This is a genomic window from Ferrovibrio sp. (genome assembly GCF_025869515.1).
Classification (GTDB): Bacteria; Pseudomonadota; Alphaproteobacteria; order Ferrovibrionales; family Ferrovibrionaceae; genus Ferrovibrio.
Genome location: NZ_JAOZVR010000112.1, coordinates 112,076 through 123,921, shown reverse-complemented (window position 1 = coordinate 123,921; position 11,846 = coordinate 112,076). Strand labels below are relative to the sequence as shown.

Below are 11,846 nucleotides of genomic sequence, written 5' to 3'. Positions count from 1 at the left end.
GATGCGCCAGATCGCTTCCATGCCGAGTTCGGGATACTCCACCACCTCGACCTTCTTGATGCAGTTCTTGGCCAGGATCGCGGCCGGGCCGCCGATCGAGCCGAGATAGAAGCCGCCGTATTTCTTGCAGGCTTCGGTCACCTGCTTGGAGCGGTTGCCCTTGGCCAGGCTGATGAAACCGCCGCCGTTTTCCATCAGCGTGCCGACGTATGAATCCATGCGGCCCGCCGTGGTGGGGCCGAAGGAGCCGGACGCCATGCCGTCCGGCGTCTTGGCCGGGCCGGCATAATAGATCATGTGGTTCTTCACATAGTCGGGCAGGCCCTCGCCGCGCTCGATCCGTTCGGCGAATTTGGCATGCGCCAGGTCGCGGGCGACGATCAGCGTGCCGGTCAGCGACAGCCGCGTCTTGACCGGATACTGCGACAGCGTCTTGCGGATCTCGCTCATCGGCCGGTTGAGGTCGATCTTGACCACCTCGGCCGACAGTTTTTCTTCATGTTCGGGCAGATACTGCGCCGGGTTGGTTTCCAGCTTTTCCAGATAGATGCCGTCGCGGGTGATCTTGCCCATCGCCTGGCGGTCGGCCGAACAGGAGACCGCGATGCCGACCGGCACGCTGGCGCCGTGGCGCGGCAGGCGGATGACGCGCACGTCATGGCAGAAATACTTGCCGCCGAACTGCGCGCCGATGCCGTTGGCGCGGGTGAGTGCGAGAATCTTCTGCTCGAACTCGACATCGCGGAAGGCATGGCCGGTTTCACTGCCTTTGGTGGGCAGGTTGTCGAGATAGCGCGCCGAGGCCAGCTTGGCGGTCTTGAGGTTCAGCTCGGCCGACAGGCCGCCGATCACGATGGCCAGGTGATACGGCGGGCAGGCCGCGGTGCCGAGCGTCTTGATCTGGGTATCGAGGAATTTCAGCAGGCTGTCGCCGCGCAGCACGGCGGGCGTCTGCTGGTACAGGTAGGTCTTGTTGGCCGAGCCGCCACCCTTGGCCATGAACAGGAACTTGTAGGCGTCGCCATCGGTGGCATAGAGCTCGATCTGCGCCGGCAGGTTGGTGCCGGTATTCTTTTCCTCGAACATGGAGAGCGGCGCGAGCTGCGAATAGCGCAGGCTGGTCTCGGTATAGGTGCGATAGATGCCGTGCGACAGCGCTTCCTCGTCCTTGCCCGAAGTCCAGACATACTGGCCCTTCTTGCCGATCACGATGGCGGTGCCGGTATCCTGGCAGCTGGGCAGCACCATGCCGGCCGAGATATTGGCGTTCTTGAGCAGCTCCAGCGCCACGAAATGGTCGTTCGGCGAGGCCTCCTTGTCGTCCAGGATGGCACGCAGCTGCGCCAGATGGCCGGGGCGGAACAGATGCGCGATATCGCGCATGGCGGCGAAGGCGAGATCGCTCATCGCCTTGTCGCTGACCTGCAGCACCTCCCTGCCACCCGCCTTGATCACCTCGACGCCGTCGCCGGACAGCTTGCGATAGGGGGTGGAGTCGGGACCGAGCGGAAACAGGTCCTCGTGGCGGAACTCAGGCATCGTCGTCTCCGGGGCTGGTACACGGCTCCGTGCCGGAGCCGGAAGGTAGGATGGGTTTTTAGGGTTTCTTCTTGCGGAAGGCGTCCAGCGCGACCACATCGCCGGTCTTGCGCTCGGCCGGCTCTTCGCCGGCGGCGGCATCGTCCGAAGCCGTGGCGGATTCGGCATTGCCGATCGGCGCCGGGGTCGCCATCGCCGGGCGGTTCTCGGCATTGGGCGCGACACGGAACTGCAGGCCGAACTGCACGCTGGGATCGGCAAAGGCAGTGATCGCCGCATAGGCGATGACCAGGCGTTCCGGCACCTTGTTGAAGCTGAGCGTCACCTGGAACCAGTCTTCGTTCGCCTCCAGCCCCCAATACTGGTGCTGCAGCACGATGGTCATTTCTTCCGGGTAGCGCTCATGCAGATACTCGGGCAATTCGACGCCGGGCTGGTCGGTGCGGAAGGTGATGTAGAAATGATGGTTTCCGGGCAGGCCGAATTCGGCGACGCGCTTCAGCGCCTCGCGCACCGCACCCCGCAGGGCGGTCTCCACCATCTGGTTATAATCGAGCAGCTTGCCGGCCATGACTGATCTTCTCGGGAACGTAACAATACCATTTTACCCCCCCGCTTCCGGGGGTTCAATTACAAGCCGGCCGGTAAAGCCGGTCTTCCACAGGTATTAACCCCGAATGACGGATTAAGTGGGGGGCTTCTGTTGCCCGGCGCCCCCCGAGCCGCGCTTACCTATTAGGCAGCGAGTGCAACGCGATTGTCGTTGGCACTTAGAGAGTGACCCGATAACGGCGGTATCATGCCGGGCAAAAACTATGATTTTACTGCGCACGTCGAGCCTGATTCGCCCCCAGCATCAACCCAGAGTAAGCCGGGAAAGCCGTTTCCAGCCGTTTTCCCGCAACCTGCCGCCCGTCTTGGGTGTCGGGCGGTCTGGGCTCATGGTGGAGGCGCCGGGTACTGCCCCCGGGTCCGTAACGCCTATTCTGCATAGCGTTTATCGCCATAGTCGGTTTCCCGACAGACACAATGTAGGGTGTCCGGGCGGCTTTTTGAAGGCCTGCCGCCACTCTATTCCCGGGGACCTTTTGCAGACCCGCCGGGCCTTTGGAAGAATCGGGCGGCCGGTCTATAACCACCTGCCTTTTGCCCGGCGGCCCGAGTCGCCGGAATTTGCCGGAGATTGCCGCATGACCATGACGCCGGAGCAGGCCGCCGAGATTGCCGCCCTGCGCACCCATAGCCAGACCACCCGCCGCGCCACCGTGCCGGCGCTGGAGGAGATTCTGTATGAGCCGCTGACCGTGCTCGACCACGGTTTTGTCCGCGTCATCGATTACATGGGTGACGACGCGGCTGTGGTGCAGGCCGCCCGCGTCTCCTACGGCCGCGGCACCAAGAAGGTCAGCGAGGATCGCGGTCTGATCAACTACCTGATGCGGCACCGGCACACCACGCCCTTCGAGATGTGCGAGATCAAGTATCATGTGAAGCTGCCGATCTTCGTGGCCCGGCAGTGGATCCGCCATCGCACCGCCAATGTGAACGAATACTCGGCGCGCTATTCGATCCTCGACAACGAGTTCTACATCCCCGCGCCCGACCAGCTGGCGGCGCAGTCGAGCGCGAACCGCCAGGGCCGCGGCGATATCCTGACCGGGCCGGAAGCCGCCCGCGTGCTGGAACTGCTGAAGCGCGATGCCAGCCAGAGCTATACCTCCTACGAGGAGATGCTGAACGAGCGGCCGGATGGCAGCAAGCGCGACGAGGGCCGCGAGGGCCTGGCGCGCGAGCTGGCGCGCATGAACCTGACGGTCAACTTCTATACCCAGTGGTACTGGAAGACCGACCTGCTGAACCTGCTGCATTTCCTCAGCTTACGCGCCGACAGTCATGCGCAGTATGAAATCCGCGTCTATGCCGAGGCGATGCTGGATACGGTGAAGCGCTGGGTGCCGGCCTGCTACGACGCCTTCATGGAATACCGCATCGGCGGCGCGGCGCTGTCGGCTTCGGCCATCAAGGCGGTGCGGCGCATGCTGGCCGGCGAAGCGGTCGATCAGGCCAGTTCCGGCATGAGCGCGCGCGAATGGCGCGAACTGATGGCCGTGCTGAAGCCGGAAGGCTGAAGCCCGCTAATCCGCCGCAGCCCCGGCTTTGGCGGACGGCGCCACGACATCGCGGTTCATCCACCAGATGACTGCGCCCAGCAGCGCCGTGCTGCCGAAAGCCAGGCCAAGCGACAGCGGGTCGCCGGCCGGGAACAGGGTATTCACTGCCGACCCCATGACGCCGCCGATGGTCTGCAGGAATCCGGACAGCGCCGCCCCGGCGCCGATGGTGGCCGGATTGACGCCGACGGCGGCGACCACCGAATTGGGCAGCGCCAGTCCCATCCCCACCGCCCAGACCATGCGCAGGACGATGATGGCCGTGATGCTGGGACCGAAGACCTCAACATAAAAAGCCAGTCCCAGGGCGCCGACCAGCATGCAGATCACACCGCCATCGATCATGCGGCGGATACCGAGCCTGCCACCCAGCCAGGATGAGCCGACGGCACCGAGGAAGAATCCGGCACTGCCAAGTGCCGTGAGCACACCGTAGCTGACCGCATCGAGATTCATGGCGCCGATCAGCACCGAAGGCGCCCCGGCACTGAAGCCGTGCAGGCCGGCAAAGATCGCCAGATTGAGCAGGCCGAAGGTGAGGAAACTGCGGCTGCCGAGCAGGAAACCATAGGCGCGCAGGATGCCGGGCAGCAGGGCGCCGGCATCGGGATCGGGCCGGTGGGTTTCCGGCAGGCGCCAGGCCAGGATCAGCAGGACCGCCAGGGTGATGCCGCCGCTGATCCAGAAATTCGCCCGCCAGCCGAGGAAGTGCTCGACCAGGCCGCCCAGCATCGGCGCCAGGATCGGCGCGAGCGCCAGCGAGGCGCTGATCACCGAGGTGGCCCGCGCCGCCTGACTACGTTCGTAGGCGTGGTTTATGTGGGCGCGGCCGGTGGCCATGGCGCCGGCCGCGCCAAGCCCCTGCGCCGCCCGGGCCCAGAGCAGGGCCGCCAGACTGTCGACCAGCGCGCAGGCCGCCGAACCGGCCACCATGATGACCAGACCGCCCAGCAGCAGCGGGCGTCGGCCATACCGGTCGCTGAGCGGACCGTAGATCAGCTGCCCGCCGGCAAAAGTGATGAAATAGACCGTCAGGGTGAGCGGCAGGGCATCGACCGGGGCGGTAAGCTCTTCGCCGATGGTCGGCAGCGAGGGTAAATACATGGTGGCAGCCAGAACCCCGTTCGAAAACAGGATCGTCAGCAGCAGGAGCAGGCTGGCGGGTGGGGGCGATTTCGGCATTGGACCCGGTAATACGGGAAAAGGTAGAATGAATACCCGGCCAATCCCCTCACAGGTGTTACGGATTGGTTGGCTTCACCGGATTGCCAGTATATATATGATCGCAAAAGTATTTCTACGATTCTAGTGCGGCGCGGCCAGGGTTGATACGGGCCTGCGGCGCGGGGGAGAGCTGGCCAGCCTGGACGCTTCAGGTTGTGAGCAGAGGGGCAGTCGAAACGGAATGTCGGAAAAGATCGATTTCAGCCACGTCCGTTTTCTTATCGTGGATAGCAATCGGCTGATGTGCCAGCTGATCAAAGATATTCTGATGATGCTGGGCTGCACCCAGTGCACGACCGCGCGCGATAGCGAAAAGGCGATTGCCAGCTTGCGCGCCGGCGGTTTCGACGTGCTGATCACCGAGTGGAATCTCAAGCCGCGCTCCGGCCTTGAACTGCTGGACTGGCTGCGCACCGATGGCGGCTCGCCCGACCGCATGATGCCGGTGATCATGCTGACGGCGAATTCCGAGGTCGAATACGTGATGGAATCGCGCGACAAGGGCGTGACCGAGTTTCTCGCCAAACCCTTTACCGCTGACGGCATGTATCGCCGCCTGGTCTCGGTGATCGCGCGGCCGCGCGATTTTGTCAGCGTCAGAGGCTATTTCGGCCCCGACCGCCGGCGCCAGCAATTGCCGTTTGAAGGCCCCGACCGGCGTCAGCAGAAGCCGGACTAAGGTCGCAGGCCCGCATCATGCGCAGTAAAGCCCAGATCATCCCCAATCGCGGCGAGTTGAAGCGCAAGGCGGTCAATTACAAGACCGGGATGGACATCAAGCTCGACGAAGCGACGCTCAAGAAAATGGAGCAGCTGGTCGAGAATTCCTCAGCGCAATTCCTGGATGAAACGGTGGAGAGCCTGAAGGGCCTGCGCGAGGCGCTGGGCCGGGCCGCCACCGAGCCCGCGGCGCGCCGCGAGGTGCTGGAGCATATCCGCGAGGAGGCGTTCCAGATCAAGGGCATGGGCGGCGTGTTCGGCTATCCCCTGCTGACCGAATTCGCCAAGTCGCTGCATGACTTCCTCAAGGAGCTCGAAGACCTCGACGAGCTGCAGCAGGAAATCGTCAGCATCCATGTCGACACCCTGTATGTGGTGGTGTCCCACCGCATCAAGGGCTCGGGCGGCGCCCTGGAGGCGCAGCTGCGCGCCTCGCTGAAAGCCGCGGTCGACAAGGCCAAGCCGGGTACCAAAACCGCCCCCTAGCTGCCGGATTCCGGCCCCTGGTTTCGCGCCCATCTGGTTTCCCGGTCTGGCCGGCCTTATCTGGACTCTGACGCCCCCTCGCCCTATAACCCCCGCATGCACCCGTCCAGCCCGCTCCCGTTTGTCAAAATGCACGGACTCGGCAACGATTTCGTCGTGCTGGATGCGCGCGCCCACAGCCTGCCGCTCGATCTTGCCGCCGTGAAGCTGCTGGGCGACCGCAGGCGCGGGGTCGGCTTCGACCAGATGATCACCATCGAGCGCTCCGACAAGGCTGATGCCTTCATGCGCATCCACAATGCCGATGGCGGCGAGGTGGAATCCTGCGGCAATGCCGCGCGCTGCGTCGCCACCCTGCTGATGCGGGAAAATGGCAAGGACACTGTCAGCATCGACACGGTTGGCGGCTGGCTGAACGCGAAAACCGGCGCCAGCGGGCTGATCACCGTCGACATGGGCGAACCGCATTTCGACTGGCGGTCGATTCCGCTGGCCCGCGAAATGAATACCATGAGCATGGCCTACAGCCACGGCGGCTACGACAAGCCCGGTGCGGTGAATGTCGGCAATCCGCATGTGGTGTTCTTCGTGCCCAATGCCGAAGCCGTGCCGCTGGGCGAGATCGGCCCGCAGATCGAACGCGATCCTCTGTTCCCGCAGCGCATCAATGTCGAATTCGCCGAAATCATCGATCGCAAGCAGATCCGCATGCGGGTCTGGGAACGCGGCGCCGGCATCACGCGCGCCTGCGGCACCGGCGCCTGCGCCACGCTGGTGGCGGCGGCCCGTCGCGAACTGAGCGATCGCAAGGCCGAAATCGTGCTGGATGGCGGTGTGCTGACCATCGAATGGGCGACCGATAACCACATCTACATGACCGGTCCGGCCACCGAGGCCTTCCACGGCGAAATCCCGCCGAGTTTCTGGGCCGCCCTGCACGACGCTGCCTGATCCAGATGGCAGATGGGCCGATGGCATCAGAGACAGAGTCCGGTGTTCTGAATTTCGGCTGCCGCCTCAATGCCTATGAAGGCGAGGCGATCCGTGCCGCTCTTGCCAGGCACGGCCGCGACGACATCGTGGTGGTGAATACCTGTGCCGTGACAGCGGAAGCCGAGAAACAGGCTCGCCAGGCGATCCGCCGCCTGCGCCGCGACCGCCCCGGAGCGCGTATCGTCGTCACCGGCTGCGCCGCGCAGGTCAATCCGCAGGGCTTTGCCGATATGACGGAAGTCGATCATGTGATCGGCAACCGCGAGAAGCTGGGCGAAGTCCTGTGGCGCGATCTGGACAAGGATGCACCGCGCGTGAGCGTCGGCGATATCCAGCGCGATACGCCACCGGCCCTGCCCGCCGTCAGCCATTTTCCCGGCCGGCCGCGCGCCTATCTGGAAATCCAGCAGGGCTGCGATCATCGCTGCACCTTCTGCATCATTCCCTATGGCCGCGGCCCGAGCCGCTCGCTGCCGCTCGGCGCCGTGGCCGAACAGGCGCGCATCCTGGCCGCACGCGGCTATCGCGAATTCGTCCTCACCGGCGTCGACATCACCTCCTACGGCCACGACCTGCCGGGGCAGCCGACACTGGGCCAGGCGACACGTCGCCTGCTGGCGCTGGTGCCGCAGATCGAACGCCTGCGGTTTTCCTCGCTCGATCCGGCCGAAATCGATGCCGACCTGCTGCAGCTCTATGCCGACGAGCCGCGCGTCATGCCGCATGCGCATTTAAGCCTGCAGGCCGGCGACGACCTGATCCTCAAGCGCATGAAGCGTCGGCACAGTCGCGCCCAGGCGCTGGAGATGGCGCACCGGCTGCAGCAGTTGCGACCCGGCATCGCGCTGGGCGCCGACCTGATCGCCGGCTTCCCGACCGAGAGCGACGCGGCGTTTGAACAGAGCCGCAGCCTGATCGAAGCGGCCGGCCTCGCCTTCGTGCATGTATTCCCCTATTCGCCGCGGCCCGGCACGCCGGCGGCGCGAATGCCGCAATTGCCGGTCGAGCTGCGCCGGGCGCGCGCCGCCCTGCTGCGTGCCGATGCCGATGCGGCGCTGAACCGCTTTCTCGCCGGCCGCATCGGCCGCGAGGCCAGCATCCTGGTCGAACAGGAAGGCGTCGGCCGTGACGAAACCTATGCAGCCGTCGCCCTGCCCGGCCATATGGCGAAGGGCAGCATCGTGACGGCCCGGATCGCAGCCGTGCGCGACGGCAAACTCTGGCTGGACGCGGCATGAGCGATACCGAAGCTGAAAAGAAAACCGGCTGGTTCGGCCGGCTGAAGGCCGGCCTGTCGCGCTCGGCCGGACAGCTGGGCGAGCAGATCGGCGCGCTGTTCACCAAGCGCAAACTCGACCGCGAGGCGCTCGACGAATTGGAAGAGACCCTGATCAGGGCCGACCTGGGCATCGCCACGGCGGGCAAGATCGTCGCCGCCATCGCCAGGGACCGGTTCGAGAAAGACATCTCGGCCGAGGAAATCCGCATTGCCCTGGCGGAGTCGGTGACGCCGCTGCTGCAGCCGGTGGAACAGCCGATGGACCTGACGGGCGCCAAGCCGCAGGTGATCCTGGTGGTCGGCGTCAATGGCGTCGGCAAGACCACCACGATCGGCAAGATCGCCAGCAAGCTGCGCGATGACGGTAAGCGCGTGATGCTGGTGGCCGGCGACACGTTCCGCGCCGCCGCCGTCGAGCAGTTGAAAGTCTGGGGCGAGCGCGCCAGGGCGCCGGTGCTGGCGCGCGAAACCGGCGCCGATGCGGCCGGCCTCGCCTTCGATGCGCTGACCCAGGCGCAGGCCGATGGCATCGATGTGCTGATGATCGATACCGCCGGCCGGCTGCAGAACAAGGCCGACCTGATGGCCGAACTGGCCAAGATCGTGCGCGTGCTGAAAAAGCAGGTGCCGGATGCGCCGCATCATGTGCTGCTGGTGCTGGATGCCACGACGGGCCAGAACGCGATCAGCCAGGTGGCTACCTTCAAGGAAATCTGCGCCGTCAGCGGCCTGGTGGTGACCAAGCTCGACGGCACGGCGCGCGGCGGGGTACTGGTGGCGATTGCCGACAAATTCGGCCTGCCGGTGCATTACATCGGCGTCGGCGAACAGGCCGCCGACCTGCAGCCCTTCTCGGCACGCGGCTTTGCCCGCGCGCTCGCCGGTCTTGATCAGTAACTGGCTGGATCAGTAATTCCCCAGTTCGCCCGGCGGATTGCTGAAAGCGGGAAAGCTGTCGCGGCCGGTCACGCTGCGATGCTGCTGCAAAGCCCAATGCACCGAGGGAAATGCCAGCTCGTTCCAGGGTATCTCATCCCAGTGGAAGAGCCTGACCTCCAGCGATTCAGGACCGGCGGAAAAATCCGGACTGGCCAGCGTGGCGCGGTAGATCAGCTGCACCTGGCTGATGCGCGGGATGTTGTAGACCGCCAGCAGCGCGTCGATGCGGATATCGGCGCAGGCCTCCTCCTGCGCTTCACGCATGGCGCCGGCTTCGGAGGTTTCGCGCTCTTCCATGTAGCCGGCCGGTATCGTCCAGAAGCCGAGGCGCGGCTCGATGGCACGCCGGCAGAGCAGAATCCGCTCGCCCGCAGTGATCACCGCCCCGACCACGATCTGCGGATTCACATAGTGAATCCATCCACAGTCGTTGCAGACATGGCGCTCGCGGTTGTCACCTTCCGGCACCTGCTTGGAAAAACGGTAGTTTCTGGGGTTTTGCATGCTGCACCGATGTTTGCGGTCGCAAGGATCGCATTTAGTGAGTTTCATTCACAGGTCGTAAAATATTGCGACTTCCTCTGGACGAATCCCATGCAAATGGCGTTTTATCAGTGGACTGAGAAGCGGGGCAATTCCCGACCAGTAACAGGCAGGCTTATACAAAAAACATAAGAAAGGGGAGGTTCCATGTCGGGGGACAAGACCACCCATAATGGCGCCGGGGATAATCTCGGCGGCTTTAACCTGCAGGATGCGCCGGGGCATCTGCTGCGTCGCTGCCAGCAACTTGCCGTCGATCTTTATACGGCGGAAGTTGGCAGCAACGGGCTGACACCACGACAATTCGCGCTACTGCTGGCGATCTACCAGAAAAGCGGCATCAGCCAGGTCGATCTGGTGCGCCAGACCGGCATCGACCGCTCTACGGTGGCCGAAATGGTGGCGCGCCTGATCAAACGCGGGCTGCTGATCCGTCAGCGGACCGAAAGCGATCGTCGCACCAACGCACTGGCGGTGACGCCGGAAGGCGAACGCCAGCTGCGCGCCGCCCAGCCGGGCGTGGCGCGGGCACAGGATCGCATCCTCGATCCGCTGCCGGCGGCCAAACGCGTGGAATTCATCACGCTGCTGCGGCAGCTGGTGGATAACCTGGAAGCGCGCGGCTAAGTCACCGCAGCGGCCTCAGTCGCGGTCGCGCCGTTCGAGATTGTCGCGCAGCCGGAGCTGCAGCGCGGCGATATCGATCTGGCTGACCGAACCGGCGCCGGCGAGATCGAGCGCCTGCGCCGCGGCTGCGCCCATGGCCACGCAGGGCCCCATCACCCGTACCGAGCTGAGTGCGGCCGGATCGCCGTCGATGCAGCGGCCGGCCGCCACCAGATTGTCGGCCTGCTGCGGCACCATGGCGCGAAACGGCACGTAATGCAGGTGATCGTCGCCGAATTCTTCCCAATGCACATCCTCGGGACGGTCATGCAGTTCGACCGGCCATGAGCAGCGCAGGATCGCATCGTCGGGTTTCAGGCCCTGCCGCACCTCGTCGATCTGCAGGCTGTGGCGGGCGACGATCCAGCGCGTCTGCCGGATGCCGAGAAAGCCATACTGCCGCACGCGCGCTGTGGCGAAAGCGGCCGGATATTCGCCACGCAGGAAGTCCACCACGCGGTCGGCCTGGGCCCGGCCCTCGGCCTGCGCGGTCGCGTAACCTTCGGGATCGAGCGGCGTTTTGACATGCGTCATGTTGACGGTGGCGTGGCCCTTGCCCGGAAAGGCGAAGACGAAACCATCGCGCCGCACCAGGCCATACCGGCCGCCGGTTTCCGCGAGACGCTTCTGCACCGCCCAGCGGTCGAGCTGCAGGGCGGCGGCTTCGTCGAAACCCTCCAGGGTGAACATCAGCGTGCCCATGATCGGGCTGACCGGTTCGCGGCAGTCGAAGCCGGCGAGATAGCTCAGAGCCGCGTCCCCCGAGGCATCGACGAAGCCCTCGGCATGCACCTCCACCGGGCCGAAACGGGTGGCAATATCGAGCGCCACGATCCGGCCGCCGTCGCGACGAGCCTGCAGCAGGGTGGCGCCGAGCAGAACCTGAATGCCGGCCGCATGCACCGCCTGTTCGATCCAGCGCACCAGCGCCTGTTCCTGATAGAGCGGGATGTAACTGTTGCGGCCGCGCCGCAGATGGAAGGCATCGGCCTTCTTCAGATGGGCGAACATCGCGTCGACAATGCCGTAAACGACGCGATAAGGCTCCGGTCCGTTGGAATAGAAGCCGCAGAAGGTGCCGAGCATCGAACCGGTCGACTGACCGCCAAGCTGCTGGCCGGCATCGATCAGCGCAACGCGGCGACCGAGTCTGGCCGCCTCCAGCGCCGCCGAAATGCCGCTGATACCGGCGCCGACCACGGCGATATCCACCTCGATGATCTGCGCCCGGGAGGGCTGGTGGCGCACGGTACGGGTGGGTGGAACCGGGTAATCGCTCATCGGGG

12 protein-coding genes and 1 other RNA gene are annotated in these 11,846 nt (G+C 64.9%); 7 read left to right on the top strand and 6 right to left on the bottom strand.

Going from position 1 to position 11,846, the window contains the following annotated elements; genetic code table 11:
* The 3 genes from OJJ21_RS20110 to ssrA form a co-directional block, all read right to left on the bottom strand.
* A partial coding sequence (locus OJJ21_RS20110; RefSeq protein ID WP_297689205.1) for a fumarate hydratase occupies positions 1–1,539 on the bottom strand: 1,539 nt, incomplete at its 3' end.
* A gap of 58 nt (positions 1,540–1,597) precedes the next feature.
* Positions 1,598–2,110 carry a ClpXP protease specificity-enhancing factor SspB gene (locus tag OJJ21_RS20105; RefSeq protein WP_297689203.1) on the bottom strand — a complete coding sequence of 171 codons (513 nt, stop codon included), beginning with the start codon at positions 2,108–2,110 and terminating at the stop codon, positions 1,598–1,600.
* Between the two features lie 117 nt (positions 2,111–2,227).
* Positions 2,228–2,600, bottom strand: a transfer-messenger RNA (tmRNA) gene (gene ssrA / locus OJJ21_RS20100).
* A gap of 129 nt (positions 2,601–2,729) precedes the next feature.
* On the opposite strand from ssrA, the gene thyX reads away from it, so the two are divergent.
* A complete protein-coding gene (gene thyX, locus OJJ21_RS20095; protein ID WP_297689201.1) occupies positions 2,730–3,668 on the top strand; it encodes an FAD-dependent thymidylate synthase in 939 nt (312 codons plus the stop codon).
* 6 nt (positions 3,669–3,674) lie between these two features.
* Here thyX and OJJ21_RS20090 read toward each other — a convergent pair whose 3' ends face one another.
* Positions 3,675–4,892: a Bcr/CflA family efflux MFS transporter gene (locus OJJ21_RS20090; RefSeq protein ID WP_297689199.1), complete on the bottom strand. Its 1,218-nt coding sequence runs from the start codon at positions 4,890–4,892 to the stop codon at positions 3,675–3,677.
* A 223-nt stretch (positions 4,893–5,115) separates the two neighbouring features.
* Here OJJ21_RS20090 and OJJ21_RS20085 point away from each other — a divergent pair, with 223 nt between their 5' ends.
* From OJJ21_RS20085 to ftsY, 5 genes are all read left to right on the top strand, one after another.
* Complete coding sequence (locus OJJ21_RS20085) at positions 5,116–5,613, top strand: response regulator (protein WP_297689197.1); 498 nt, start codon at positions 5,116–5,118, stop codon at positions 5,611–5,613.
* 17 nt (positions 5,614–5,630) lie between these two features.
* Positions 5,631–6,140, top strand: a complete 510-nt coding sequence (locus OJJ21_RS20080; protein WP_297689196.1) for an Hpt domain-containing protein — start codon at positions 5,631–5,633, stop codon at positions 6,138–6,140.
* Positions 6,141–6,269: 129 nt separating this feature from the next.
* The gene (gene dapF, locus OJJ21_RS20075; RefSeq protein ID WP_297689194.1) at positions 6,270–7,091 is read left to right on the top strand and encodes a diaminopimelate epimerase; all 822 of its coding nucleotides are present in this window, start codon (positions 6,270–6,272) and stop codon (positions 7,089–7,091) included.
* 20 nt (positions 7,092–7,111) lie between these two features.
* On the top strand, positions 7,112–8,371 hold the full coding sequence (gene mtaB / locus OJJ21_RS20070; protein ID WP_297689192.1) for a tRNA (N(6)-L-threonylcarbamoyladenosine(37)-C(2))-methylthiotransferase MtaB: 1,260 nt from the start codon (positions 7,112–7,114) through the stop codon (positions 8,369–8,371).
* Entirely contained in the window at positions 8,368–9,309 is a 942-nt protein-coding gene (gene ftsY / locus OJJ21_RS20065) for a signal recognition particle-docking protein FtsY (RefSeq protein WP_297689190.1), read from the top strand. The genes mtaB and ftsY overlap by 4 nt, the downstream gene beginning before the upstream one ends.
* A gap of 9 nt (positions 9,310–9,318) precedes the next feature.
* Here ftsY and OJJ21_RS20060 read toward each other — a convergent pair whose 3' ends face one another.
* A complete protein-coding gene (locus tag OJJ21_RS20060) occupies positions 9,319–9,855 on the bottom strand; it encodes an NUDIX hydrolase (RefSeq protein WP_297689188.1) in 537 nt (178 codons plus the stop codon).
* Positions 9,856–10,041: 186 nt separating this feature from the next.
* Here OJJ21_RS20060 and OJJ21_RS20055 point away from each other — a divergent pair, with 186 nt between their 5' ends.
* The gene (locus OJJ21_RS20055) at positions 10,042–10,521 is read left to right on the top strand and encodes a MarR family winged helix-turn-helix transcriptional regulator (RefSeq protein ID WP_297689186.1); all 480 of its coding nucleotides are present in this window, start codon (positions 10,042–10,044) and stop codon (positions 10,519–10,521) included.
* A 15-nt stretch (positions 10,522–10,536) separates the two neighbouring features.
* On the opposite strand, the gene OJJ21_RS20050 is transcribed toward OJJ21_RS20055, so the two are convergent.
* Entirely contained in the window at positions 10,537–11,841 is a 1,305-nt protein-coding gene (locus tag OJJ21_RS20050) for an FAD-dependent oxidoreductase (protein ID WP_297689184.1), read from the bottom strand.
* Positions 11,842–11,846: the final 5 nt, after the last annotated feature.

Excerpts from the sequence above, each read along its gene's own strand:
- OJJ21_RS20060 (WP_297689188.1), bottom strand. The coding sequence starts at position 9,855 with ATGCAAAACCCCAGAAACTACCGTTTTTCCAAGCAGGTGCCGGAAGGT.
- OJJ21_RS20050 (WP_297689184.1), bottom strand. The coding sequence starts at position 11,841 with ATGAGCGATTACCCGGTTCCACCCACCCGTACCGTGCGCCACCAGCCC.
- OJJ21_RS20090 (WP_297689199.1), bottom strand. The coding sequence starts at position 4,892 with ATGCCGAAATCGCCCCCACCCGCCAGCCTGCTCCTGCTGCTGACGATC.
- dapF (WP_297689194.1), top strand. The coding sequence starts at position 6,270 with ATGCACGGACTCGGCAACGATTTCGTCGTGCTGGATGCGCGCGCCCAC.
- OJJ21_RS20080 (WP_297689196.1), top strand. The coding sequence starts at position 5,631 with ATGCGCAGTAAAGCCCAGATCATCCCCAATCGCGGCGAGTTGAAGCGC.
- ftsY (WP_297689190.1), top strand. The coding sequence starts at position 8,368 with ATGAGCGATACCGAAGCTGAAAAGAAAACCGGCTGGTTCGGCCGGCTG.
- OJJ21_RS20055 (WP_297689186.1), top strand. The coding sequence starts at position 10,042 with ATGTCGGGGGACAAGACCACCCATAATGGCGCCGGGGATAATCTCGGC.
- mtaB (WP_297689192.1), top strand. The coding sequence starts at position 7,112 with ATGGCATCAGAGACAGAGTCCGGTGTTCTGAATTTCGGCTGCCGCCTC.
- thyX (WP_297689201.1), top strand. The coding sequence starts at position 2,730 with ATGACCATGACGCCGGAGCAGGCCGCCGAGATTGCCGCCCTGCGCACC.
- OJJ21_RS20105 (WP_297689203.1), bottom strand. The coding sequence starts at position 2,110 with ATGGCCGGCAAGCTGCTCGATTATAACCAGATGGTGGAGACCGCCCTG.
- OJJ21_RS20085 (WP_297689197.1), top strand. The coding sequence starts at position 5,116 with ATGTCGGAAAAGATCGATTTCAGCCACGTCCGTTTTCTTATCGTGGAT.